Origin of the sequence: Kineococcus arenarius subsp. arenarius (assembly GCF_050871845.1) — a bacterium.
Taxonomy (GTDB): domain Bacteria; phylum Actinomycetota; class Actinomycetes; order Actinomycetales; family Kineococcaceae; genus Kineococcus.
Genome location: NZ_JBJLSE010000002.1, coordinates 149756 through 175802, shown reverse-complemented (window position 1 = coordinate 175802; position 26047 = coordinate 149756). Strand labels below are relative to the sequence as shown.

Here is a 26047-nt window from a genome sequence, read left to right as displayed (position 1 = left end):
CCCCCCCCCCCCCCCCCCCGCCCCCCCCCCCCACCACCAGCCCCCGCCCCCACCCCCCCCCCCCCCCCCCCCCCCCCCCCCCCCCCCCCCCCCCCCCCCCCCGCGCCGCACCGGGGTTCACGTCGGTGCCCGCCCGCACGAGCAGGACGACCTGCAGCACCAGGGCGACGCCCACGAGGACGGCCAGGCAGGCGTGCCAGGCCCGCGACGCGGTGCCGGTGCGGGTGGGGGTGCTCGTGGTCACCGGCCGATCCTCACCCGGGACGGGCGGCCGGCGCGCGCCGGCCCCCGCCCGTCACACCGCCGCGGCCAGCTCCGCGGCCTCGTAGCGGCGCAGCACGAGGTCCACCAGCAGCGGGTGCGGCCCCATCGGCTCGGCCACCGCGTCCGCGCCCGCGGCGGCCAGCCGCTGCGAGAACACCCCCGGCGCCAGCAGGTAGCTCGCCACCGCGACCCGCCGCGCCCCCGCCCGCCGCGCGGCGGCCACCGCGTCGGCGACGGTCGGCTCCTGCGCGGAGAGGAACCCCGTCGTCACCGGTGCGCGCAGGCGGGCGCCCAGCAGGGCGGCGGCGGTGCGCACGTCGCCCTGGGCGACCGCGTCGGAGGACCCGGCGGCGGCCAGCACCACCGCGCCGTCGAAACCGGCGGGGTCCTCGCCCAGCGCCTCGCCCAGGCGCTGCAGCACCACGTCGGTGACCTCCTCGCCCGGGCCCAGGGCCGCGCCCGCCACGGAGAGCCCGCCGCTCGCCGCGACGGCCTCGGCGATGTCCACCCGCACGTGGTAGCCGCTGGACAGCAGCAGCGGCACCACGACGCTGCGCCGGCCGGCGGCGCTCAGCTCGCCGACCACCTCGGGCAGCTCGGGCCCGTGGACGTCGACGTGCGCGGCGCGCACGTCGAGGTCCGGGCGGGTGGCCGCCACGGCGGCGCGCAGCGCGTCGACGGTGCGCCGGCCCTGCTCGGAACGGGTGCCGTGCGAGCAGGCGACCAGGGCGGGGCGGCCGGCGGGGCCCGGCTCGGCGGGGTTCACGCGCCCTCCCCGACGTCCAGGCGGTACCCGCGCTTGACCAGGGTGCGCACGAGGTCGGGGGAGGGCAGGCCGCTGCGCAGCCGGGCGACCGTGACCTCCACGGCGTGCGCGTCGCTCGCGCCGGGCAGCACGCTCAGCAGCTCCTCGCGGGTCACGACGGCGCCGCGGGCGCGCGCCAGCCGGCGCAGCACCGCCAGCGGGCCGGGCGCGAGGTCCAGGACCTGACCGTCCAGGACGGCGGCCTGCGCCCGCAGCACCAGTTCCCCGCGCGCGGTGGCGACCCGGTCCAGCGGGTTGCCCGCCAGGTGCTCGGTGAGGGTGCGCAGCAGCGCGCCCAGCCGCCAGCGGTCCGGCACGAGCGGGTCGACGCCCGCCGCCCGCAGCGGCTCGGCGGTCACGTCGCCCACGGCGCAGGCGACCGTCCCGGTGGCGAGGGCGCGCAGCACCTCCTCGCGCCGCCCCGCGGCGTCGGCGGCCTCCAGCAGCGCGACGGCACCGGGGGCGCTGGTGAAGACCACCGCGTCCACCCGGCCGGCGGCGACGAGGTCCACCAGCCGCTGCACGGCCTCGGGGTCCTCGGGCGGCAGCCAGCGGTACACCGCGACCCCGCGCACGCGGGCACCGGCTTCGACCAGCGGTGCCAGCTGGCGCTGGTCGGCCGCGCCGTGCAGCTGCACCACGACCGAACGGCCCGCCACGCCCTCGTCGACCATGTGCTGCACCGCTTCGGCCGTCTGCTCCGAGGAGGCCGACCACGCCTCGCGCAGCCCGTTGGCGCGGATGACGCCGGTCGCCTTGGGCCCGCGGGCCAGCAGCCGGGCGCGCCCGAGGGTCGCCAGCAGGTCGTCGGCCAGCCCGACGGCGTCGGCGGCCTCCACCCAGCCGCGCAACCCGATGCCGGTCGTCACCAGGACGTCGTCGGGCGGGTCGGCGATGACGTCGCGCGTGCCGGCCAGCAGCTGCTCGTCCTCGGCGAGCGGGACGATGCGCATGGTGGGGGCGTGCACGACGCGGGCGCCCTTGCGGGTGAGGCTGGCGATCATGTCGTCGGAGCGGCGGTCGCTGGTGATCCCGACGGTCACCCCGAGCAGCTGGGTGCCCGCGGCGGCGGGCTCGGGCGCCCGCGGAGCCGGCGGGGTGTGGGTCGCGGGAGGCGCGGCCGGCATGTCGTTCACCCTCCCGGACAGTAGGCGACGGCGTCGGCGGGCGCCACGAGCCCGCCGGTGCCGGCGGTGCGCGAGGGGCGCGCCGAGGCCACCTGCCCGACGGTGGCCGCCAGGTCGGCGACCGCGCCCACGACGACCACGGCGGGCGAGCGCACGCCGCGCTCGGCGGCCACCCGCGCGATCTCGCGCAGCGGGGCCGTGGTGGTGCGCTGGCGCGGGGTCCAGCCGTCCTCCACCACGGCGACGGGGGTGTCCGGGTCCTTGCCCGCCTCGACGAGGCCCTCGGCCAGCCGCGGCAGCGTGGACACGCCCATGAGCACCACGAGCGTGCCCCCCAGGGCGGCCAGCGCCGCCAGGGCGCCGCGGTCGGGCACGTCGTGGCCGGTCAGGACGGTGACGGAGCGGGCCAGCCCGCGGTGGGTGACGGGGATTCCCGCGGCCGCCGGCACCGCGAACGCGCTGGTCACCCCGGGCACGACCTCCACCTCGACGCCCGCCGCGCGGCAGGCCAGGACCTCCTCGCCGCCGCGGCCGAGCACGTAGCCGTCGCCGCCCTTGAGGCGCACCACGTCGCGGCCGGTGCGGGCGGCCTCGACGAGCAGGCGGTTGATCTCCTCCTGCGGCACCGGGTGGTGGTCGGGCGTCTTGCCGACGTCGACGACCTCGACCTCCTCGCCGAGCTCGTCGAGCACGGCCGTGGGGGCCAGGCGGTCCACCACCACGAGGTCGGCCTCCGCCAGGCGGCGGCGGCCGCGCAGGGTCAGCAGGTCCACCTCGCCGGGGCCGCCGCCGACGAGGGTGACGCGGCCGGGACGGCCCGGCTCGCGCTCGCCGGCGCGCAGCGGCGCGGCGCCGCCGTCCAGCCAGCGACCCAGCGCCTCCTTCAGCGCCCGCGCCCGGCGCGGGTCGCGCCCCGCCGAGACGGACGCGGTGACGGTGCCGCCGTCGACCTCGCGGCGCACCACCGCGGGGGTCCAGGCCGCCGAGGCCGCCGCGTCGTCGGCGCGCACGCACCAGGTGCGCCGCTGCTCCGCGGCCGCCGCGAGGGCCGCGTCGGTGCCGGGGTCCCCGGTGGCGGTGTGCACGAGCCACGCGCCCTCGACGTCCCCGGCGACGGCCTCGCGCTCGTGCCACGTCAGCCGCGGCAGCAGGTCGCGCAGGTCCTCGCACACGGCCGGGGCGACGAGGTGGACGTCCGCACCGGCTCCCAGCAGGTCCGCGGTGCGCCTGGCGGCGACGGGGCCGCCGCCGGCGACCAGCACCCGGCGGCCGGTCAGGTCCAGGTGCAGCGGGTAGTGCACCGCCGGGTCGTGCCCGGTGCTCACAGCTCCACCGACACGCGGCCGTCGGGACCCACCGAGCAGGGGTGCACGGCGAGGGGGGGCTGGCCGGTCGTGGACTCGCCGGTGTCCAGGTCGAAGGTGTTCAGGTGCAGCGGGCACACGACGACGCGCTCGTCGATCTGCCCGTCGGCCAGCGGTCCGCCGGCGTGCGGGCAGGCGGCCTGCACGGCGGTGACCTTCCCGCTGCGCCGGCGGAACACCGCGATCTGCTCCCCGCCGACGGCGAAGGCGCGGCCCTCACCGGGCGGGATGTCCTCCAGCGGGCACAGGTCGTGACGGGTCCGGGTGGGTTCAGCGGGGCGGGTGGGAACGCTCACCGGGAGACCTCCGCGGTCGAGGGGACGGCGCCGGCGTTGGAGTGGACCTCGGGCAGGAGACCACCGGGGGCGCCGGCCGGCCGGTGCGGCACCAGCGGCAGCGCGACCAGCGGCAGGGACGGGCGGAACTGGCCGGGGGTGACGGGCTGCTCGCCCTCCTGCCAGGGGTCGCGGTAGTTGTCCACCGTGGCCTGCATGCGCTCGTCCAGCCCCTCCGCCATGCCGTCGCTGTCCTCGACGAGGACGGCGCGCACGCGCTCGATGCCCAACCGTGGCACGAACTCGTAGGTGCGCTCCAGCCAGTTGCCCCACTCGCGGTAGAACTGGATGAAGCGGCCCGTGAGGGTGAGCACCTCCTGGGGCGAGTCCACGGTGGCCAGCAGGTCCGCCTTGCGCACCGAGGCCCCCGCGGCGCCGCCGACGTACACCTCCCACTTGCCGGCCCCGATCGCCACCACGCCGATGTCCTTCACGTAGGCCTCGGCGCAGTTGCGCGGGCACCCCACCACGCCCAGCTTCAGCTTGGCCGGGGTCTCGATGCCCTGGAAGCGGGTCTCCATGTCGATGCCGAGCTGGGTGGAGTCGCCCAGCCCGAAGCGGCAGTAGTCGGTGCCCACGCACGTCTTCACGGTGCGCACGCTCTTGCCGTACGCGTACCCCGACGGCATGCCCAGGTCCTTCCAGACCTCGGGCAGGTCCTCCTTCTTCAGCCCCAGCAGGTCGATGCGCTGCCCACCGGTGACCTTCACCAGGCCGACGTCGTACTTGCGGGCCACCGCCGCGATCTTCTCCAGCTGCTCGGGGGTGGTGACCCCGCCCTTCATCTGCGGCACCACCGAGAACGTGCCGTCGCGCTGGATGTTGGCGTGCACGCGATCGTTGATGAACCGCCCGTCGCGCTCCTCCTCGATGCCCTCGGGCCACATCATGCGCAGCAGGGAGGTCAGGCCCATCTTGGACTTGGCGTCCTCGGCGCCGCCGGGGGCCAGTTCCCGGAAGACCGCCGAGACGGACTTCAGGCCCCGCTCGCGGATGGCGGCCATGAGTTCCGGCTTGGCCATGGGGATGCCGGGCACGTACCAGTTCGCCGACTCGTCGACGGTGAGGGCACCGCCGGCGGCCCACTGGGTGATCTGCTCCACCACGGACTTGCAGGAACCGCAGCCCTTGGCGGCCTTCGTGGCGCCCATGACGGCGTTCAGCGAGGTCGCCCCGCCCTCCACCGCCTGCACGATCGCGCCCTTGGTGACGCCGTTGCAGTTGCAGACCTGCGCGTGGTCGTCGAGCTCGGCGACGCCGACCTCCTCGGCGGGGGTGCCCAGGTCGAACAGCAGCGACATCCGCTCCTCCGGCAGCGGCAGGCCCTGGTCGAACGCCTGCTGCAGGAACGCGGTCTTGCGCACGTCGCCCAGCAGGGTGGCACCCACCAGCCGGTCCTCGCGGATCACGACGTTGAGGTACACGCCGCGGTGCGGCTCGGAGAACACCACGAACTCGTCGTCGTCGCACTCCGGGCCGGGCAGGCCCATCTGCACCACGTCGACCCCGGCGACCTTCAGCTTCGTGGCGGTGCGCGAGCCGTGGTACTCGGCGCCCGGGTCCGCACCGGTGAGGTGGTCGGCCAGGACACCGGCCTGCTCCCACAGCGGCGCCACCAGGCCGTAGGTCTCGCCGCGGTGCTGCACGCACTCGCCGACGGCGTACACCTCGCCGACCTCGCCCTCGCAGCGCATCCGGTCGTCCACCACCACGCCGCGCTCGACCTCCAGGCCCGAGCGCAGCGCGACCTCCGTGTTCGGGCGGATGCCGGCCGCGACGACGACCAGGTCGGCCTCGAGCACCTCGCCGTCGGGCAGCTCCACGCCGGTGACCCGGTCCGTGCCGTGGACCCCCTTCGTCCGGACCCCGGTGTGGACGCGGATGCCCAGCGCCTCGATGGAGCGGCGCAGCACCCGCCCCGCCTCCGGGCCCAGCTGCTGGTTCATCAGGTGCTTCGGGGAGTGCACCAGGTCGACCTGCACGCCCTGGGTCGCCAGGCCGTGGGCGGCCTCCAGCCCGAGCAGCCCGCCGCCGATGACGACGGCGCGGCGGTGCGTCCGGGCGGCTGCCAGCAGCGCCCGGGTGTCGTCCAGGGTGCGGAACGCGAAGACCCCGTCCAGCAGGGAACCGTCCTCGCGGTGCAACCCGTCCATGGACGGGAAGAACGGCGTCGCGCCGGTCGCCAGGACCAGCACGTCGTACGGCGTGGTGGCCCCGGTCGCGTCGTGGACCACCTTGGCGAAGGTGTCGACGCGCTCGACGGCGACACCGGCGCGCAGGTCGATGCCGTTCTCGGTGTACCACGGCAGGGAGTTCAGGAAGATCGAGTCCTCCTGCTCCTGCCCGGTCAGCACGTGGGAGAGCATGATGCGGTTGTAGTTGCCGTACGGCTCGGCCCCGAAGACCGTCACGTCGAACTGCTCGGCGCCGCCGCGCTCCAGGATCTCCTCCACGGCGCGGGCGCCGGCCATGCCGTTGCCGACGACGACGAGCCGGCGCTTGCGGTTGCGCTGGTGCGGCAGTTCGGCGGTGCGGGTGCTGGGAGTGGTCGTGGTCACGGTGCTCACACCTCCACCAGGCCGAGGTCGACGACGATCGTGCCGGTCAGCCCGTCCGGCGCGGCCACGTGCAGCTCGAGCGTCGAGGGCGCCTCCACGTCCTCCACGATCCGCAGCGGGACGTGGGTGGCACCGGCCGCCCCGATGGGGAACCAGCGCATGGGCACCCCGTCGCGCAGCAGGACGACGGACACCATCTCGGGGGCCGAGTTGCCGCCGCGGAAGTACACGGGCTGGGCGCGCGAACCGTCGGGGACGGTGTACGACTCCAAGCCCTCGACGGCGACGGGCTTCTCCAGCCCGGTGCCGGTGAACCGGTAGGCGCCTTGCAGGAAGCGGGGGGTCGAGCTCACGGGGTCCTCCTCGAGGTCCGGTACGTGGTGGTCGGGACGCTCGGTCAGGTGTCGATCGGGTGGGACGGGGGTCAGATGGCGGTGCCGGCGAAGCGGGTGGCGCGGCCGCGGACGTAGACGGCCGCGGTGACGGCGGCGCAGACGGCGTAGAACCCGATGAAGCCGATCAGGGCCGGCGCCAGGGAACCGGTGGCCGTGATGGAGGTGGCGAACACCCGCGGGATGATGAACCCGCCGTACGCGCCGATGCCGGCGGCGATCCCGATGCAGGCCGCGGCCTCGCGCTTGGCGAGCGTCAGCGCAGCGGTGTCACCGGGGGCGATCCCGGCGCGGAAGATCGCGGGGATCATGCGGTAGATCGAGCCGTTGCCCATGCCGCTGGCGACGAACAGGACGAGGAAGCAGCCGAAGAACAGCGGGAAGCTGCCCATCCCCAGGGCCGCGATGACCCCGAGCGCACCCAGGGCCATGACCGCGTAGGCCCAGAGGCTCACGCTCGCACCGGAGAGCCGGTCCGACAGGCGGCCGCCGTAGGGGCGGGCCAGCGATCCGACCAGTGCGCCGATGAAGGCCAGGGTGAGCGGGACCGTCGGCAGGCCGATGAAGCCCCAGTCGAAGGACACCTCGGGGAACTGGTTCTTGATGAGCGTGGGGAACACCCCGGCGTAGCCGATGAAGGAACCGAACGTGCCGATGTAGAGGAAGGAGATGACCCAGGTGTGCTTGTTGCGCACCGCCGCGGCGTAGCCGCTCAGGTCCGCCTTCGCGGTCGAGAGGTTGTCCATGTACCGCCACGCCAGCACCGCGGCGAGCACCGCGAGCGGGACGACCATCAGCCCGGCCCGCTCCAGCGCCAGCCCGCCACCGATGATGACGACCACCGGGACGATCAGCTGCACCACCGCCACGCCCAGGTTGCCGCCGGCCGCGTTCAGGCCCAGGGCGGCGCCCTTCTCCCGCTCGGGGAAGAAGAAGGAGATGTTCGCCATGCTGCTGGCGAAGTTGCCGCCGCCGACGCCGGCGGTCGCGGCCACGAGCACCATGAGCCAGAACGGGGTGTCCGGGTTCTGCACCACGACCGCCAGGCCCGCGCACGGCACGATCAGCAGCAGCGCCGACACGATGGTCCAGTTGCGCCCGCCGAAGCGGGGCACCGCGAACGTGTAGGGGAAGCGCAGCGTCGCTCCCACCAGGTTGGGGATCGCGATGAGCCAGAACTGCTGGTTCGCGCTGAGCGCGAAGCCGGCCGCGTTGAGGGAGGGGGTCACGATCGTCCACAGCTGCCACACGGAGAAGCCGAGGAACTCCGCGAAGATCGACAGCCACAGGTTGCGCCGCGCGGCCGGGCGGCCGGTGGACTCCCACTGGTCGCGGTCCTCGGGGTCGTAGTGGTCGACCCAGCGGCCGGGGCGGGGGCGCGGGATCGTGCCGAGCGCGTTGTCGTGCTCCTCGGTGACGGCCATCGTGCTGACTCCTCGGGGGGTGCGGGGTCGTGGCCCGGTGGGGGAGTGGTGCCGGCGGCGTCGCTGGTGCGCCGCCGTGCCCACGACGCTAGGGACGGAGTGTTACCGCTCGCGCTCGCCCGTGTTTCACCGACGACACGTTGTCCTCACCCCCCGGAGTCGCCGCTGTGAGGGCGGCGGTCAGTAGACGTCCCGCAGGTACCGCTTGTCGGTGGCCAGCTCCTTGACGTGGTTCGCGGCCTCCTGCTCGTCCATCCGGCCGTGGACCTCCACGACCCGCCGCAGGGCGGCGTCGACGTCCTTGGCCATCCGGCTCGCGTCGCCGCACACGTACAGCGAGGCCCCGTCGCGCAGCCACGCCCACAGCTGCTCGCCGTGCTGGAGCATGCGGTCCTGCACGTAGACCTTCTCGTCCTGGTCGCGCGAGAAGGCCAGGGTCAGCCGGGTGAGGAAGCCGTCGTCGCGCATGCCCTCCAGCTCCTCGCGGTAGTAGTAGTCCGTCGTGGAGCGGCGCTCGCCGAAGAAGAGCCAGTTGCGCCCGGTGTGCCCCAGGGCCCGCCGCTCGTGCAGGAACGCGCGGAACGGCGCCACCCCGGTGCCCGGGCCGATCATGATCATCGGGGCGTCCGGGTCGGTGGGCGGCAGGAAGGACGTCGTGGGCTGCACGAACACCGGCACCCGCTCACCCTCGGGGCAGCGCTCCGCCAGGAAGCCCGAGCACAACCCGCCGCGGGTGCGGCCGTCGACCTCGTAGCGCACGACCCCCACCGTGAGCTGGACCTCGCGCGGGTCCACCAGCGGCGAGGAGGAGATCGAGTACTGCCGCGGCTGCACCCGCTTCAGGGCGGCCACCCACTCCTCGTCGTCGGCGCGGGCGGGGAAGCGGGCCAGCACGTCGGCGACCGAGCGTCCGCGCAGCCAGTCGCGCAGCTCCCCGGAGCGCTCCGGGGCGAGCAGGCCGCCGAGCTCGCCGCCGCGGGTGCGTGCGGCGACCAGGCGCAGCAGGTCCGGGCCGACCCGCTGCAGGTCCAGGTGCCGGGTGGCGGCCTCGCGCCAGCTCGTCGCCCCGACGCCGTCCAGGACCACCGTGCCGTCCGCGGGCACGCCGGTGGCGCGCAGGAACCGCTGCACCTCCGCCTCGTCGTTGACGGGCCAGACCCCCAGCGCGTCACCGGCCCGGTAGGTCACGTCCTCGGGCAGCGCGAAGCCGAAGCGGCGCACCTCCTTGTCGGAGGACGGGGCGGTCAGGCGCTCGTTGCGCACCAGCGGGGCGGGCACCGGCGCGCTGCGGCTGCCGCCGCGCGCGCGCCGGGGCGCCGGCACCGGGTCGGAGCCGGCCGCGTCGTCCCCCTCCGTGCTCCCCCGCGGGGCGGGGACGGCGGTGCGCGCCGGCGCCGCGGGCGGCCCCAGGCGCTCCAGGACCGTGCGGAACCACCGCTCGGCCTTGTCCTCCTCACCCGGTTCGCAGTCGGCGCGCTCGGCCAGGCGGGCCCCGCCCAGCTCCTCCAGGCGCGCGTCCATCCGGCGCCCGTGGCCGCAGAAGTCGGCGTAGCTGGAGTCGCCCATCGCCAGCACGGCGAAGCGGGTCGACTCCAGGCGGGGGGCGTCCGGGGCGCTCAGCGCCGACCACAGGGCCGCGCCGTTGTCGGGGGAGTCCCCGTCGCCGAAGGTGCTCGTGACCACCAGGACGGTGCCCGCCCCGGCCACGGCCGCCGGGTCGGCGGTGTCCATCGCCCGCAGCTCCACCGCGTACCCGTCCGCGCGCAGCTGCTCGGCGAAGGCGGCGGCGCGCTCGGCGGCACCGCCGGTCTGCGAGGCCCACAGCACCGTCACGCGCTGCGCGGCGTCCTCCGCGGCCGCGGGCTCCGGTGCGCGCGAGAACATCCCCGCGAGCACCCCGTCGACCCAGGCGCGGGTGCGGGTGTCGAAGGGCGCCGACGGGGGCAGCACCGGCACGCCCGTGACCCCCTCCTGCCGGCGCCCCCACAGCAGGCCGTCGAGGTACGTGCGCTGCACCTCGTCCAGCGGCGGGGGTGCGCAGGCCGCGCCCACGGGGGCGGGCTCGCGCTCGCCCCCGCCGGCCGCGGCACCGCCGGGACCGCCGGGGCGCGGACCCACCCGGGTCAGGCGCACCGCGCTCACCTTGAACTCCGGCTGGAACGAGACCGGGTCCACCGCGTCGTTCGTGACGGCGTTGACCGCCAGGTACTCGCCGTGGGAGTCGTTCCAGTGGAACGGCGCGAAGCAGCCGCCCGGCTGGACGCGGTCGCTGACGCGCGCGGGAAGCACGGCCCGCCCGCGACGGGACGCGATCTCCACCTCCTCGCCCTCGGCGACCCCCAGGGCGCGCGCGTCGTCGGGGTGCAGCTCGACGAACGGCCCGGGGTTCAGCGCCGTGAGCTTGGCGACCTTGCCGGTCTTGGTCATGGTGTGCCACTGGTGCTGCAGGCGCCCCGTCGACAGCAGGAACGGGTAGTCGTCGTCGGGCAGCTCGGCGGGGTCCACGTGCGGGCGGGCGAGGAACTGCGCACGGCCGTTCGGCGTGGCGAAGCGGAACCCGTCGCCGTCCCGGTAGCGCACCGGGTTGCGGCGTCCCTCGTCGCCGGGGGGGCTGGGCCACTGCGCCGGCCCGCCGCGCAGCTTGGCGTAGTCGATGCCGCGCAGGTCGTACCCCGTGCGCGGGTTGGCGAACCGGCGGATCTCCTCGAACACCTCCTCCGAGGAGGAGAACGCGAACGCCTCGCCGTGCCCCAGCTCGGTGGCGACCATCGCGATGAGGCGCCAGTCCGGGACCGCGTCCCCCGGCGCGTCCACGGCCTGGGGCAGCAGGGTCAGGGTCCGCTCGGAGTTGACCGTCACGTAGGTGGACTCCGCCCACAGCGCCGCCGGCAGCAGCACGTCGGCGTAGGCGGTGGTCTCGGTGTCCGCGAAGGCGTCCTGGCAGATCACCAGTTCCGCCGCCTCCAGGCCCTCGATGACGGTGCGGCGGTTGGCCACCGAGGCGACGGGGTTCGTGCAGACGATCCAGCACGCCTTCACCTCGCCCGCGGCCATCCGCTCGAACACGTCGACGGTGCCCGTCCCGGTGTCCGGGCGGATCGTGCCGCGCGGCAGCTCCCACACGTCCTCGGTGAAGGCCCGGTCCTCCTCCACCAGCACCGAGCGCTGCCCGGGCAGGCCCGGGCCCATGTAGCCCATCTCCCGCCCACCCATCGCGTTGGGCTGGCCGGTCAGGGAGAACGGCCCGCTGCCGCGGCGCCCGATGGCGCCGGTGGCCAGGTGCAGGTTGCACAGGGCGTTGGTGTTCCACGTGCCGTGGGTGCTCTGGTTCAGCCCCATCGTCCAGCACGACATCCAGTCCCCGGCCTCGCCGATCCAGCGCGCGGCGGTGCGCAGGTCCTCCTCGGCCACCCCGGTGATCCCGCTGACGGTGGCGGGGGAGTAGTCCGCCAGCACCGCCTCCAGGGCGTCCCAGCCGTCGGTGTGCCGCCGGACGAACTCCTCGTCCACGTGGCCGGCCTCGACGACCAGGTGCAGCAGGCCGTTGAGCAGGGCCAGGTCGGTGCCGGGGCGGATCTGCAGGAACAGGTCGGCCCGCTCCGCCGTCGCCGTGCGGCGCGGGTCCACGACGATGAGCTTCGCGCCCGCCTTCAGCCGGTCCGCCATCCGCAGGAACAGGATCGGGTGGCAGTCGGCCATGTTGGCGCCGGTGACGAGGAACACGTCGGCGTGGTCGAAGTCGTCGTAGGAGCCGGGCGGCCCGTCGGCCCCCAGGGAGGACTTGTAGCCGGCGCCGGCGCTGGCCATGCACAGGCGCGAGTTGGACTCCAGGTGGCGCGTGCGCAGGTAGCCCTTGGCGAGCTTGGTCGCCAGGTACTGCGCCTCCAGCGACATCTGCCCCGACACGTACAGGGCGACGGCGTCGGGACCGTGCTCCTCGACGATCGCCCGCAACCGCTCGGCGGTGCGCGCGACCACCTCCGCCAGGCCGGCGTCGACCGGCTGCGCACCCCGCTCGGGGCGCACCCCGGCGCGTTCCAGCCGGCCGCCGGCCAGCATGAACTCCGCGCTCGTGGCGCCCTTGGTGCACAGGCGCCCCGCGTTGGCCGGGTGCTGCCGGTCGCCGGTGACCCCCTGGGCGGTGCGCCGGCCGGTGACCGGGTCGGTCCGGACCTGCAGGACGATCCCGCAGCCCACGCCGCAGTACGAGCAGGACGTGCGCACCGTCCGCGGAGAGGCGTCGGTGGAGGTCTCGGGCGCCATGGGCCCAGCACAGCCGATCCGTGTTTCCAGGGCGTTTCCCCGCCGTGACACCGGGGCTGCCTCGCCCTCACCGCCGGTGGCGGGGGGTGAGATCGCCCGTTCGCGGGGCGCCCGTCCGGGGGTCCGCACCGGCCCGGGGGACCGGCGCGGCGGTAGGCTGCGCCCCGCCTGAGCCCGTCGATCGCGCCAGGCCACCCACCCCGCCGGCCGCCCGGTCCGAGCGGACGCACGCCCGGCCGGCGACGCCGGGGCGAGGAGAGGCACCGATGGACGAGCTCACGCTGCTGCAGGTCAGCCACCGCTACGACGTGGACGTGGCCACCCTGCACCAGCTCGTCGGCCGCCGGCTGCTGCCGGCGCCGACGTGGACCGACGGCCGGCTCGGGTGGCGCGCCGAGGACGTCAGGCAGCCGCTGCGCGAGCTCGGCCTGAGCCGCCGCTGACCGCGCCGGGGCCCCGGCGCGGTCGGGCGGCGGCTCAGCCCTCGCGCAGGTCCAGCCGGGCCACCTGCGCCTCGTCCAGCTGCACGCCGAGCCCGGCCGTCGAGGAGCGCAGCTCGTCGACGCTGCGCGGGCCCACGACGGGGAACGTGGGGAACGGCTGGGCCAGCACGAACGCCAGCGCCACCGCGGTCGCCGGCACGCCCAGCTGCGCCGCCAGCTCCTCCGCGCGCCGCTTGCGCTCGAAGTTGGCGTCGCTGTAGTAGCAGCGCACCAGGTCGGCGTCGCGGCGCTCGGCGGGGTCGGCGCGGGCGAAGAACCCGCGGGCCTGCGAGGACCACGGCAGCAGCGGCACCTGCCGCTCGGTCAGCCAGCGCTTGGAGGCCGCGTCGGTGACGTGCCGGCACCCGGCCCAGGGGACGTCCAGCGCCTCGGCCAGGCCGAAGTGGTTGCTGAGCACCGACAGGCCCCGCTTGCCGTTCGCGGCGGCCCACGCGTTCGCCTCGTCGAAGCGCTCCGTCGTCCAGTTGGAGACGCCGAACACCCCGATGCGCCCGGCGTCGGCGTGCTCGTTGAGCACGTCGACGAACTCGCCCACCGGCACGTCGGGGTTGTCGCGGTGCAGCAGGTACAGCTCGGCGCGCTCGCGCTGCTGGTTCTCCAGCGACTCCAGCAGCTGCCACGTCATGCCCTGCGGGGTGCACTCGGGGGTGTGCCCGCCCTTGGCGACGACGACGGCCTCGGAGTGCAGCCCGCGGTTGGTCAGCCACTGCCCCAGCAGCTTCTCGTGGCGGCCCTGCCCGTACCACCAGGACGTGTCGAACGTCGTCCCGCCGGCCTCCCAGAACGCGTCGAACAGCGCGGAGGCGTGCGCCAGGTCGGGCTGGTTGTCCACGCCCATGACGATGCGGGACAGGGGTTTCTCGAGCCCGTCGATGCTCCCGTAGCGCATCGGGTTCGGGGAGGCGACGCGCAGCGGCAGGCCGGAGACGGGCGGGATCGCGGCGGTGTCGCGCTCGAACGGGTAGCGCACCCCGACCGCCGCGCGCCAGCGGTCCAGCACCGCGGCGCTGGCCAGGGAGTCGTCCAGGGAGTGCTCCGCCGCGCCGGCCGAGACGTCCTCGCCGCGCCCGGCCGCCTCGGCCAGGCGCGCCAGCGCCGCCGCCTCGGCGGCGTAGGGCAGGTGCCCCTCGGTCTCGGGGCCGAACGTCAGGACCTGCTCGGGCTCGCCCGCCCGGCGCAGCACGATGCCCGTGCCGGCGCCGATCGCCCACGGGTCGGCCAGGTGGATCGAGCCGGCCGTGCCGTGCACCGCCACCGCCGGCGGCTCGGCCAGCCGCACGCCGGTGCGCACCGTCGCGGTGACACCGCCGTCGGCGCCGCCGTCGAACTCCAGCGCGGCCACGGCCCACTCGTCCACGCCGGTGCTCCCGACGGTGCCCCCGCCGCGCAGCGAGGTCAGCACCGCCGCTCGCCCCAGCGCGGCGCCGGCCACGGCGCGGGCCATCGTCACGGGGTAGCCGCCCACGTCGAGGATCCCGCCGCCGGCCAGGTCGGCGTCGAACAGGCGCCCGGTGGGGGAGGCGGCGAAGGAGAAGCTCGCGTCGACGTGCAGCACCCGCCCGACGGCGCCGGAGCGCACCAGGTCCAGCAGGGCGCGCTGCTGGGGGTGGAAGGCGTACATGTACGCCTCCAGCAGCACCCGGCCGCTGGTGCGCGCGGCGTCCACCACGGCCATGGCGCTGCCGTGGTTCGGGGCCAGCGGCTTCTCGCACAGCACGTGCTTGCCGGCGCGCAGCGCGGCGATCGCCAGGGGCGCGTGGGCGGTGTGCACGGTCGCGACGTAGACGGCGTCGACGCCCGGGTCGGCCAGGACCTCGGCGTGGGTGCCGGTGCGCGCGCCGGGGGCGACCTCGTCGGCGAACGCGCGCGCCCGCTCGGCGGCGGAACTGCCCACGGCCACGATCTCCCCGGCCCCGGCGGAGGGCAGCTGGGAGGCGAAGCGGCGGGCGATGGAGCCGGGGCCGAGCACGGCCCAGCGCAGGGGAGCAGCAGGGGGCGTCACGGGACGCTCCTTCGCGGTCGTGGGGGAGCGCCGTGGTCGGCCACGGCGGCCCCGGGAGCCTAGGGACGCGGCGCTCGGGCGGTCAACGCCCCACCCGCCGACGCGCCGCGCCCGCGCCCGGGCCGGTCGCGGCACCTAGGATCCCCGTGTGAGCCCCGAGCGCCCCTCGAACGCCCCCGCAGCGCAGCCGGACGGTCCCGTCGCCGCCCCCGGCGTCGACGTCAAGCCCCGCAGCCGCCAGGTGACCGACGGGCTGCAGGCCACGGCCTCGCGCGGGATGCTCCGCGCGGTCGGCATGGGCGACGAGGACTGGGTCAAGCCGCAGATCGGCGTGGCCTCCAGCTGGAACGAGATCACCCCCTGCAACCTGCCGCTGGACCGCCTGGCCAAGGCCGTCAAGGACGGGGTGCACGCCGCGAAGGGGTACCCGCTGGAGTTCGGCACGATCTCCGTCTCCGACGGCATCTCCATGGGCCACGAGGGGATGCACTACTCCCTGGTCAGCCGCGAGGTCATCGCCGACTCGGTGGAGACGGTCATCAGCGCCGAGCGCCTGGACGGCTCGGTCCTGCTGGCCGGGTGCGACAAGTCCCTGCCCGGCATGCTCATGGCCGCCGCCCGCCTGGACCTGGCCAGCGTGTTCCTCTACGCCGGCACGATCCTGCCCGGCCGGGCGAGGCTGTCCGACGGCAGCGAGCACGAGGTCACCCTCATCGACGCCTTCGAGGCCGTGGGGGCCTGCGCGCGCGGGCTGATGTCCCGTGAGGACGTGGACACCATCGAGCGCGCCATCTGCCCGGGCGAGGGCGCCTGCGGCGGCATGTACACCGCGAACACCATGGCGGCCGCCGCGGAGGCGCTGGGCATGTCGCTGCCCGGCAGCGCGGCCCCGCCGGCCACGGACCGCCGCCGCGACGGGTTCGCCCGCCGCTCCGGGCAGGCCGTGGTGAACCTCCTCGCGAACGGGATCACCGCCCGGCAGGTCATGACCAAGGAGGCGTTCGAGAACGCCATCGCCGTGGTCATGGCGCTGGGCGGCTCCACCAACGCGGTGCTGCACCTGCTGGCCATCGCCTACGAGGCCGAGGTGGACCTGACGCTGGCGGACTTCGACCGCATCGCGGGCAGGGTGCCGCACCTGGGCGACCTCAAGCCCTTCGGCAGGCACGTCATGGTCGACGTGGACCGCATCGGCGGCATCCCGGTGGTCATGCGCGCGCTGCTGGACGCGGGCCTGCTGCACGGGGACACCCTGACGGTGACGGGCCGGACGATGGCGGAGAACCTCGCGGAGATCGCCCCGCCGGACGTCGACGGCGTGGTGCTGCGGGCGCTGGACGACCCGATCCACCGCACCGGCGGCATCACGGTCCTCTCGGGGAACCTGGCCCCGGGCGGTGCGGTCGTCAAGAGCGCCGGGTTCGACTCGGAGGTCTTCGAGGGCACCGCGCGGGTCTTCGAGCGCGAGCGCGCGGCGCTGGACGCGCTGGAGGACGGCACGATCGGCGCGGGCGACGTGGTCGTCATCCGCTACGAGGGCCCCAAGGGCGGCCCCGGCATGCGCGAGATGCTCGCCATCACCGGGGCGATCAAGGGCGCCGGGCTGGGCAAGGACGTGCTGCTGCTGACCGACGGGCGCTTCTCCGGCGGCACCACGGGCCTGTGCGTGGGGCACGTGGCGCCGGAGGCCGTGGACGGCGGGCCGATCGCCCTGGTGCGCGACGGCGACCCGATCCGCCTGGACGTGGCGGCCAAGACGCTCGAGGTGCTCGTCGACGACGCGGAGCTGGAGCGCCGGCGCGAGGGCTGGGAGCCGCTGCCGCCGGTGTTCACGCGCGGCGTGCTGGCGAAGTACGCCAAGCAGGTGCAGTCCGCCTCCGTGGGGGCCGTCTGCACCTGAGCGACCGCGAGCCGCCGGGGCGCGCTGTCCAGAACGTGGACCTTGTGTCCATGATGTGAGACGAGGCGCCCCGGCGGCTGACACCGCCCGGAGGGGCGACTACCGTGCTGGGCATGCGGTTCCTCGTAGCCATCGGACAGCGCGCCCGCTGAGGTCGACGACGATCGACCCGCCGAGCGCGCGACCCCTCACCCACCTGTCGGCGGAGGGGTCTTTTCGCGTCCGGCGCACCGAGCGGCCGGTCGCGTCCGACGACTGCAGGACCCGAGCCGCACCGCCGAGGAGGACTCCAGATGGCCCACGAGCCGATCAGCGCCACGCCGATCAGCACCCAGCCGGCCGGCGAGCAGGGCCCCAGCGGCCTGCCGCTGGACCCCACGCTCCCCGTCGCGTCGCTCACCGGCGCGCAGAGCCTGGTCCGCTCCCTGGAGGCGGTAGGGGTCGAGGTCGTCTTCGGCATCCCGGGCGGCGCGATCCTGCCGGCGTACGACCCGCTGATGGACTCCCCGCACGTGCGGCACATCCTCGTGCGCCACGAGCAGGGCGCCGGGCACGCGGCCGAGGGGTACGCCGTGGCCACCGGCAAGGTGGGCGTGTGCATGGCCACCTCCGGCCCGGGCGCCACGAACCTCGTCACGCCCATCGCCGACGCCAACATGGACTCCGTGCCCATGGTGGCCATCACCGGCCAGGTGGGCGCCGCGGCGATCGGCACCGACGCCTTCCAGGAAGCCGACATCGCCGGCATCACCACGCCGATCACCAAGCACAACTACCTGGTGACCGACCCCGCCGACATCCCGCGCGTGATCGCCGAGGCGTTCCACCTGGCCGCCACCGGCCGTCCCGGCCCGGTGCTCGTGGACGTCGCGAAGTCCGCGCTGCAGGCGCGCACCTCCTTCGAGTGGCCCACCTCGGTGGACCTGCCCGGGTACCGCCCGGTGGTCCGCCCGCACGGCAAGCAGGTCAAGGAGGCCGCGCGGCTCATCGCGGCCGCGCAGCGCCCGGTGCTCTACGTCGGCGGCGGCGTGGTCAAGGCCGACGCCGCCCCGGAGCTGCGCGCCCTGGCCGACCTGACGGGCATCCCCGCCGTCACCACGCTCATGGCCCGCGGGGCCCTGCCCGACTCGCACCCGTCCAACCTGGGCATGCCGGGCATGCACGGCACCGTCGCGGCGGTGGCGGCCTTGCAGAAGTCCGACCTGCTCATCACCCTGGGCGCGCGCTTCGACGACCGCGTCACCGGTGAGCTGTCCAGCTTCGCCCCCGGCGCCAAGGTCATCCACGCCGACATCGACCCCGCCGAGATCGGCAAGAACCGCGCGGTGGACGTGCCCATCGTCGGCGACGCCAAGCTCGTCCTGGCGGAGCTGACCACCGCGGTGGCCGCGGAGTTCGAGGCGAACGGCCGCGCCGACATCGGCTCCTGGACCGCGCAGACCGACGCGTGGCGCTCGACGTACCCCCTGGGCTACACCGCGCCGGACGACGGCACCCTCTCGCCGCAGCACGTCATCGAGCGCATCGGCGCCATCGCCGGGCCGGAGGCGGTCTACGTCTCCGGTGTGGGCCAGCACCAGATGTGGTCGGCCCAGTTCGTGAAGTACGAGAACCCGCGCACCTGGCTGAACTCCGGCGGCCTGGGGACCATGGGTTACGCCGTGCCGGCGGCCATGGGCGCCAAGGTGGGCCGGCCCGACACCGTCGTGTGGGCCATCGACGGCGACGGCTGCTTCCAGATGACCAACCAGGAGCTGGCCACCTGCACCCTGAACGGGATCCCCGTGAAGGTGGCGATCATCAACAACTCCAGCCTCGGCATGGTCCGCCAGTGGCAGACCCTGTTCTACTCCGAGCGCTACTCCAACACCGACCTGCACTCCGGCGACCACTCGACGCACTCCGCGCCGGTCCCGGACTTCGTCAAGCTGGCCGACGCCTACGGCTGCGTGGGGCTGCGCTGCGAGCGCCCCGAGGACGTCGACGCCACCATCGAGAAGGCGATGGCGATCAACGACGTGCCCGTCGTCGTGGACTTCCGCGTCCACCGCGACGCGATGGTCTGGCCGATGGTCGCCGCCGGCGTGAGCAACGACCAGATCCAGTACGCCCGCGGGCTGTCCCCGGAGTGGGACCGCGAGGCCGACAGCGACGGCGTGTCCAGCGACGACCCCGCCGCGCAGAAGGTGATCTCCTGATGAGCCGCCACACCCTCTCCGTCCTGGTCGAGAACCGGCCGGGTGTCCTGATGCGCATCACCTCGCTGTTCGCGCGCAGGAACTTCAACATCCACTCCCTCACGGTCGGACCGACCGAGCGCAGCGAGATCTCCCGGATGACCATCGTCGTCGACGTGGCCTCGCAGCCCCTGGAGCAGGTGACGAAGCAGCTCAACAAGCTGATCAACGTCTTGAAGATCGTCGAGCTCGAGGACGACGCCTCGGTTCAGCGCGAGCTGCTGCTCGTGAAGGTCCGCGCCGACGCCTCCGCGCGCGGCGAGGTCGTCGACACCGTGGCGCTGTTCCGCGCCCACGTCGTCGACGTCTCCCCGGACGCGGTCACCGTCGAGGCGACCGGCAGCCCCGAGAAGCTGGCCGCGCTGCTGCGCGTGCTGGAGCCGTTCGGCATCCGCGAGCTCGTCCAGTCCGGTGCCGTCGCGCTCGCGCGCGGCGGCCGGGCCATCTCCGACCGCGCCCTGCGCTCGGCCTGAACCACCCACCCGCAACGCACGAACCGACGAGGAGAGAACCCCACGTGGCCGAGATGTTCTACGACGACGACGCCGACCTGTCCAAGATCACCGGCAAGAAGGTGGCGGTCCTGGGCTTCGGCAGCCAGGGCCACGCCCACGCCCTGTCGCTGCGCGACTCCGGCGTCGACGTCGTCGTCGGCCTGAAGGAGGGCTCCAAGAGCCGCGCCAAGGCCGAGGAGCAGGGCCTGCAGGTCCTCACCCCGTTCGAGGCGTCCAAGGCCGCCGACGTCATCATGGTCCTGGTGCCGGACCACCTCCAGCGCGGCCTGTACGCCGAGTCGATCGAGCCGAACCTGACCGCCGGCAAGGCGCTGTTCTTCAGCCACGGCTTCAACATCCGCTTCGGCTACATCAAGCCCCCGGCCGACGTCGACGTCGTCATGGTCGCCCCCAAGGGCCCGGGCCACCTGGTGCGCCGCGAGTACGTCGACGGCCGCGGCGTGCCGGTCATCGTCGCGGTGGAGCAGGACGCCACCGGCGGCGCCTGGGACCTGGCGCTGGCCTACGCCAAGGCCATCGGCGGCCTGCGCGCCGGCGGCATCAAGACCACCTTCACCGAGGAGACCGAGACCGACCTGTTCGGCGAGCAGGCCGTGCTGTGCGGCGGCGCCTCGGCGCTGGTGCAGACCGGTTTCGAGGTCCTCACCGAGGCCGGTTACCAGCCGGAGGTCGCCTACTTCGAGTGCCTGCACGAGCTGAAGCTCATCGTCGACCTCATGTACGAGGGCGGCATCGCCAAGCAGCGCTGGAGCGTGTCGGACACCGCCGAGTGGGGCGACTACGTCTCCGGCCCGCGCGTCATCGACGCCTCGGTCAAGGAGCGCATGAAGGAGGTCCTGAAGGACATCCAGGACGGCACCTTCGCCCAGCGCTTCATCGAGGACCAGGACGCCGGCGCGCCGGAGTTCAAGCGCCTGCGCGCCGAGGCCGAGCAGCACCCCATCGAGGCCACCGGCCGCGAGCTGCGCAAGCTCATGGCGTGGGTGAAGTCGGACGACTCCGACTACGTCGAGGGTTCCGCCGCCCGCTGACCCGGCGCGTCCCGTGCCCCCGCGTCCCTCCCGGGACGCGGGGGCACGGTCGTCGACGGAGCTCGTCGCCCAGCGCCGGGTGCCGACGAGGTCGACAGCCCCGCCTCACCGAGGCACGGCTGCGCCACGTTCAGTAGTGTCGCTGGACGACGGTCGAGGACCGGGTGCGGACGGGGGTGGACGTGGTGGCGACGGGCCCCCTGGCGTGCACGACGTGACGGGCGCCGAGGACCTGCTGCCCGCGGACGAGCAGGCACGACTGTCCGAGTGCGCCCGCGAGCCGATCCACGTCCCCGGAGCGGTCCAACCGCACGGCGTCCTGCTGGCCGCCGACCCGGCCACCTTCGAGGTGGTCCAGGTCAGCGCCAACTGCAGGCAGCTGCTCGGTGCGGAGGTGCACGCGGTCCTGGGGCGCCCGCTCGAGGCCGCCGTCGGGCCGGGGTGCTCGCGGCGGTTGCGCACCGCCCACGCCGCCGCGGACGACGGCACGGTGCCGGCGCTGCGCGCCAGGACCGGTGGTTCCCCCGTCGACGTGAGCGCTCACGGTTCGGGGGGTTTCCTGGTCGTCGAGGTCGAGCCCGCGGGTACCGCTTCCCCGGCTCGGGTCCTGACCGGCCTGCACGCGGCCACGGAGCGCCTCTTCCGCAGCAGGACGGTCGAGGAGGTGCGCACGGCGACGGCGCAGGAGATCCGCCGCCTCACCGGGTTCGACCGGGTCATGGTGTACCACTTCCACCCCGACGGGCACGGCGAAGTGGTGGCCGAGGACCGCGTCGAGGACGTCGAGCCGTACCTGGGACTGCACTACCCGGCCTCCGACATCCCCGCCCAGGCGCGCCGCCTGTACCTGCTGCAGCAGTCCAGGCACATCGTCCTCGGCCCGGAGGAGCCGGCCCCCCTGCTGCGCACGGCCGGCACCGCCGACGCCACGCCCCTGGACCTGAGCCGCGCCCACCTGCGTGCCGTGTCGCCGCACCACGTGCAGTTCATGCGCAACATGGGGATCGGCGCCAGCATGTCGCTGCCCCTGGTCCACGACGGCGAGCTCGTCGGGATGGTCTCCTGCGGGGACCGGCGGGCCCGGCACCTGCCCCACGTGCTGCGCCAGGCCTGCGAGGTCCTCGCCCAGCAGCTCACCTCCCGGCTCACCGCGCTGCACGAGACCCGGCAGCTGAGCAGGCGGCTGGAGGTCCAGCAGGTCCGCACGCGCCTGGTGGAGCAGATGGCCGGGGCCGAGGACGTCCCCGACGGCCTGACCCGCGGGGAGGTCACCCTGCTCGACCTCGTCCCCGCTGACGGCGCCGTCGTCTCGCTGGACGAGGAACTCCTCCAGGTCGGCCGGACGCCGCCGGAGGCCGACGTGCTGGCGGCGGTGGAGCGGCTGCGGAGCACCGAGGAGGGGAACCTCCCCCTCGTCAGCGACGCGCTGGCCCTGGAGCGGCCCGACCTCGCGGAACTGCTGCCGTCGACGGCCGGGGTGGTGTTCGTGCCCTTCGGAGGCGATCGCGACTACCTCCTCTGGTTCCGCCGCGAAGTGGTGCAGACGCTGGACTGGCTGGGCGACCAGTCGACGCAGAACCGGGACACGCCGTTGTCGCCGCGCAACTCCTTCGCCTCGTGGCGCCAGAGCGTCTCCGGTCGCTGCCTGCCCTGGGACCCGGTGGAGGTCTCCGAGGCCCGCGAACTGCGGCGCGACATCGATGCGGTGCTGCTGCGCCGTGCCGAGAGCCGGCTGGCCCACCTCGGGATGCACGACGCCCTGACGGGCCTGCCCAACCGGCGTCTGCTCATGGACAGGCTCGGGCACGCCCTGGACCGCCACGACCGGGGATCGGCCGTGACGCTGCTGTTCATCGACCTGGACCGGTTCAAGCTCGTCAACGACTCCTTCGGCCACGACGTGGGGGACGCCCTGCTGCTGCACGCGGCGCACCGCATCAAGCACGCCGCCCGGGCCAGCGACACCGTCGCCAGGCTGGGTGGGGACGAGTTCACGGTCCTGTGCGAGGACACCGATGCCGCGGCCGCCGGTGTCCTCGCCCAGCGCATCGTCGACGCCTTCCAGGAGCCGGTCGAGCTGGAGGGGCGGGAACTGCGCATCACCGCTTCCATCGGGGTGACCACCGCCCGGGAGCACCACCGCCCGGCGGACCTGCTCCGGGAGGCGGACTCCGCGATGTACCTGGCGAAGGAGGAGGGCCGCAACCGGGCCTCGCGGTTCGAGGCGGGGCTGCGGTACCAGGCGCTGCGCCACCTGGACACCGAGCAGGCGCTGCGCCGGGGGCTGGCACGCGGAGAGCTGGAACTGCACTACCAGCCCATCGTCGACGTCCCCACCGGTGAGCTGCGCGGTGTCGAAGCGCTGCTGCGCTGGGACCGGCCCGGCGTCGGGCAGGTCCCGCCGGACCGGTTCATCCCCCTGGCCGAGGACACCGGGTTCATCGTGCCGCTGGGCGAGTGGGTCCTCGACGAGGCCCTGGGGCAGCTGCGCACCTGGAAGAGCCAGGGCCACCTGCCGCCCGGTTTCCGCATGGCGGTCAACCTCTCCCCGCAGCAGCTCGGCAGCCCCGCCTTCGTCGACGTGGTCCAGCGCGCCGTCGAGCGCAACGGCGTCGCCCCGTCGGAGGTGAGCCTGGAGATGACCGAGACGACGCTGATGTCGGAGGGCTCGACCATGAGCGAGGCCGTCGAGGCCCTGAGCTCCCTCGGCGTCGGCCTGTCCATCGACGACTTCGGAACCGGTTACTCCTCCCTCGCCTACCTCCGCTACCTCCCCGTCCAGCAGCTGAAGGTGGACCGCTCCTTCGTCAGCGGAGCGGTGCCGGGCTCGCGCGACGTCGCTCTCGTCGCTGCCGTGTGCGGTCTCGCGCAGGAGTTCGGGATGACCTGCGTCGCGGAAGGCGTGGAGCGGGCCGAGGAGCTGGCGATGCTCGCCGAGATCGGTTGCGATTCCGCGCAGGGGTTCCACATCGGCCGGCCCGAGCCGGCCGCGACCCTCGAGGTCCGCTGGCGGCCGCGCACCGCGGCCGGGGGGAACCCCCGGCCGCAGTAGCGCGCGGCTCCGGTCAGGGAGCCGGCACCTCGAACACCGGTGTGCCGTCCGCGTTCCAGCTCAGCCGCTGCACGCGCGCGTGCCGGTTCGGGTCGTACAACGGGTCCTCACCGTGGAAGCCCGGGTAGTCGCGCGCGTGGAAGACGAACAGGTCGCTCACGCCGTCCTCGGCCACCGTGAAGGAGCCGTGGCCCGGGCCGTACCGGTTCACCTCCGCCCGCGTGGCGAGCACCGGCTCGGGGTGCTTGCGCCAGGATGCGGCGTCGAGCAGGTCGGCGTCCTCGTCAGCCGTCAGCAGCCCCACGCAGTACCGGTCGTCGGTGGCGCTGGCGGAGAAGGTCACGAACACCCGGCCGTTGCGCACCAGCACCGCCGGGCCCTCGTTGACCGCGAAACCCCGCACCTCCCACGGCAGCGTCGGCGTGGCGATGCGCACCGGTTCGCCACCCAGGGAGGTGGGGGAGGCCATCGGGGCGATGTACAGGCTGGAGTTCACGTCGATCCCCGCTTCGCGCTGCGCCCACAGGTAGTAGCGCTGCCCGCGGTGCTCGAACGTCGTCGCGTCGAGCTTGAACGAGCCGAACGGGGTGGTGAGCTCCTGCGGCTCCCCCCAGCCGGCCGGATCGCGCGGATCGGCCAGCGAGGACTCGATGACGTACATCCGGATGGCGAAGACGTCGTCGGAGTCGCCGGCTGCGAAGTACACGTACCAGCGGCCGTCGATGCGGTGCAGTTCCGGTGCCCACACGTGCCCGCCCATCCGGCCGCTCGCGGGCCGGCGCCACACCACCGACTCCGGTGCGGTGCGCAGCCCGGCGATCGTGGGCGCCCCGCGCACCACGACGCGGTCGTACTCCGGCACCGAGCCGGTGAAGTAGTACGTCCCCTCCACCGGCGGGGTGGTGAACGGGTCGGCGCGCTGCTCCACCAGCAGCTCGGGGGTGGGCGCGCCGTGGGGCGGTGCGTCGGTCAACGGTCCTCCATCGCAGTCGGTACCGGGAGGTTAGTGGGGGAGCGGGCCGCCGCTGCGCCGGCCGAACCGCTCGCGCACCTCGCCGGCGTCCGCACCGGTGCGCAGCAACGAGGCCAGCAGCACCCGCGCCTGCCCGGTCCGCAGCCACCCCGACGGCACCGCGCCGGCGGCGGCGAGGTCGTGCCCGCCGCCCCCGCCGCCGTACCCCGCGCTCACCGGGCCGCCGGGCACGCGGGTCGTCACGACCACGGCGACGCCCGCGCGGGTGCAGCGCCGCACCGCCTCCACCACGTCCGCGCTGGCGTTGCCGGACCCCAGCGCCTGCAGCACGACGCCGCGCGCCCCCGCGGCGAGCGCGGCGTCCACCAGCACCCCGTCCCCGCCGGGGGAGACCGCCACCACGTCCACCCGCGGCCAGGGCGCGTCCGTCCACGGCAGCGGCTGTGCCCGCGGCAGCGGCACGGCGGGCGAGGAGAACGCGTCCAGGTCCGTGGTGTGCCGCTTGCTCAGCCCCGCCGCCGGGTGCACCCGGCCGCCGAACGCCACCAGCACGCCGCGCCCGCGGGCGGCGGGGTCCAGCGCGGTGCGGGCGGCGTGGGCCACGTTGGCCGGGCCGTCGGGCTCCGGGTCGTCGGCGGTGCGCTGCGCACCGGTCAGCACCACCGGCCGGACGTCGTCGTGGTGCAGGTCCAGCAGGAGGGCCGTCTCCTCCATCGAGTCCGTGCCGTGCAGCACCACCACCGCGGCGACGTCCGCGTCGGCCAGCGCCCCCGCGACGGCCACCCGCACCCGGCCGGCGTCGGCGAGCGTCAGGCTGGAGGAGTCCGCGCGCAGCGCCTCGACCACCCGCACCCGCGCGTCCGGGACGGCACCCGCGAGCAGCGCGGCCGCACCGAGGGAGGGCGTGCTCACCCCGTGCTCGTCGCGGGTGCTGGCGATCGTGCCGCCGGTGGTCACGACGGCCAGGACGGGGACGGGGGGAGGCGTCTCGGGCACCGGCCCAGGATGTCGTGGGAGCGTCGCGGACCGGCGTGCGGGGCGGTGCGCCCGGTGGCAGGCTCGCGCGCATGAGCAACCTCAGCGACGACGACATCACCACCACCCCGCTCGGCGCCGGTGGCGGCGGCGACGCCGACTCCGGCGACAGCGACGCCACGCAGGTCGACCCCTCGGGCTCGGACGCGGCGGGCGTGGACCCCGCCGGCGGTGAGGGCGGCGACGCCGACTCCGGCGACAGCGACTCCACCCAGGTCGACCCCTCCGGCTCCGACCCGGCCGGTTCCGACCCCGCCGGGAGCTGAC

The 26047-nt window shown here is 74.9% G+C and carries 18 protein-coding genes; 7 read left to right on the top strand and 11 right to left on the bottom strand.

Annotation, left to right across the window (positions count from 1 at the left end):
- Positions 1-295: 295 nt before the first annotated feature.
- From ACRYM0_RS01670 to ACRYM0_RS01635, 8 genes are all read right to left on the bottom strand, one after another.
- Positions 296-1030: a sirohydrochlorin chelatase gene (locus ACRYM0_RS01670; protein WP_432501454.1), complete on the bottom strand. Its 735-nt coding sequence runs from the start codon at positions 1028-1030 to the stop codon at positions 296-298.
- The gene (locus ACRYM0_RS01665; protein WP_432501491.1) at positions 1027-2196 is read right to left on the bottom strand and encodes a uroporphyrinogen-III synthase; all 1170 of its coding nucleotides are present in this window, start codon (positions 2194-2196) and stop codon (positions 1027-1029) included. The genes ACRYM0_RS01670 and ACRYM0_RS01665 overlap by 4 nt, the downstream gene beginning before the upstream one ends.
- 5 nt (positions 2197-2201) lie before the next feature.
- A complete protein-coding gene (gene cobA, locus ACRYM0_RS01660) occupies positions 2202-3521 on the bottom strand; it encodes a uroporphyrinogen-III C-methyltransferase (RefSeq protein WP_432501452.1) in 1320 nt (439 codons plus the stop codon).
- Positions 3518-3856: a Rieske (2Fe-2S) protein gene (locus ACRYM0_RS01655; protein ID WP_432501450.1), complete on the bottom strand. Its 339-nt coding sequence runs from the start codon at positions 3854-3856 to the stop codon at positions 3518-3520. Before ACRYM0_RS01655 ends, cobA begins: the two co-directional genes overlap by 4 nt.
- Positions 3853-6453 carry a nitrite reductase large subunit NirB gene (gene nirB, locus ACRYM0_RS01650; protein ID WP_432501448.1) on the bottom strand — a complete coding sequence of 867 codons (2601 nt, stop codon included), beginning with the start codon at positions 6451-6453 and terminating at the stop codon, positions 3853-3855. The genes ACRYM0_RS01655 and nirB overlap by 4 nt, the downstream gene beginning before the upstream one ends.
- A 5-nt stretch (positions 6454-6458) precedes the next feature.
- Complete coding sequence (locus ACRYM0_RS01645; RefSeq protein WP_432501445.1) at positions 6459-6806, bottom strand: molybdopterin oxidoreductase; 348 nt, start codon at positions 6804-6806, stop codon at positions 6459-6461.
- A gap of 71 nt (positions 6807-6877) precedes the next feature.
- Positions 6878-8269 carry an MFS transporter gene (locus ACRYM0_RS01640; protein ID WP_432501443.1) on the bottom strand — a complete coding sequence of 464 codons (1392 nt, stop codon included), beginning with the start codon at positions 8267-8269 and terminating at the stop codon, positions 6878-6880.
- A gap of 180 nt (positions 8270-8449) precedes the next feature.
- Complete coding sequence (locus ACRYM0_RS01635; protein ID WP_432501441.1) at positions 8450-12532, bottom strand: molybdopterin-dependent oxidoreductase; 4083 nt, start codon at positions 12530-12532, stop codon at positions 8450-8452.
- A 266-nt stretch (positions 12533-12798) separates the two neighbouring features.
- Between ACRYM0_RS01635 and ACRYM0_RS01630 the strand changes: the two genes are divergently transcribed.
- The gene (locus ACRYM0_RS01630) at positions 12799-12975 is read left to right on the top strand and encodes a hypothetical protein (RefSeq protein WP_432501440.1); all 177 of its coding nucleotides are present in this window, start codon (positions 12799-12801) and stop codon (positions 12973-12975) included.
- 34 nt (positions 12976-13009) lie between these two features.
- Here ACRYM0_RS01630 and ACRYM0_RS01625 read toward each other — a convergent pair whose 3' ends face one another.
- Positions 13010-15037: an aldo/keto reductase gene (locus ACRYM0_RS01625; protein ID WP_432501438.1), complete on the bottom strand. Its 2028-nt coding sequence runs from the start codon at positions 15035-15037 to the stop codon at positions 13010-13012.
- 148 nt (positions 15038-15185) lie between these two features.
- On the opposite strand from ACRYM0_RS01625, the gene ilvD reads away from it, so the two are divergent.
- The 5 genes from ilvD to ACRYM0_RS01600 all read left to right on the top strand — a co-directional run bounded on the left by ilvD (position 15186) and on the right by ACRYM0_RS01600 (position 23772).
- Positions 15186-16937 (top strand): dihydroxy-acid dehydratase, encoded by a 1752-nt coding sequence (ilvD, locus tag ACRYM0_RS01620; protein WP_432501435.1) that lies wholly within the window; start codon positions 15186-15188, stop codon positions 16935-16937.
- A 293-nt stretch (positions 16938-17230) separates the two neighbouring features.
- Entirely contained in the window at positions 17231-19135 is a 1905-nt protein-coding gene (locus ACRYM0_RS01615; protein ID WP_432501433.1) for an acetolactate synthase large subunit, read from the top strand.
- Positions 19135-19647 (top strand): acetolactate synthase small subunit, encoded by a 513-nt coding sequence (gene ilvN, locus ACRYM0_RS01610; RefSeq protein WP_432501431.1) that lies wholly within the window; start codon positions 19135-19137, stop codon positions 19645-19647. Before ACRYM0_RS01615 ends, ilvN begins: the two co-directional genes overlap by 1 nt.
- 44 nt (positions 19648-19691) lie before the next feature.
- Complete coding sequence (gene ilvC / locus ACRYM0_RS01605) at positions 19692-20720, top strand: ketol-acid reductoisomerase (RefSeq protein ID WP_432501428.1); 1029 nt, start codon at positions 19692-19694, stop codon at positions 20718-20720.
- Between the two features lie 214 nt (positions 20721-20934).
- Positions 20935-23772, top strand: coding sequence for a bifunctional diguanylate cyclase/phosphodiesterase (locus ACRYM0_RS01600; protein ID WP_432501426.1), 2838 nt, complete (start codon positions 20935-20937; stop codon positions 23770-23772).
- Positions 23773-23785: 13 nt separating this feature from the next.
- On the opposite strand, the gene ACRYM0_RS01595 is transcribed toward ACRYM0_RS01600, so the two are convergent.
- Positions 23786-24745 (bottom strand): glycoside hydrolase family 43 protein, encoded by a 960-nt coding sequence (locus tag ACRYM0_RS01595; RefSeq protein WP_432501424.1) that lies wholly within the window; start codon positions 24743-24745, stop codon positions 23786-23788.
- Between the two features lie 30 nt (positions 24746-24775).
- Positions 24776-25741, bottom strand: coding sequence for an asparaginase (locus ACRYM0_RS01590; protein ID WP_432501422.1), 966 nt, complete (start codon positions 25739-25741; stop codon positions 24776-24778).
- 71 nt (positions 25742-25812) lie between these two features.
- Between ACRYM0_RS01590 and ACRYM0_RS01585 the strand changes: the two genes are divergently transcribed.
- Complete coding sequence (locus ACRYM0_RS01585; RefSeq protein WP_337061532.1) at positions 25813-26046, top strand: hypothetical protein; 234 nt, start codon at positions 25813-25815, stop codon at positions 26044-26046.
- Position 26047 lies beyond the last annotated feature (1 nt).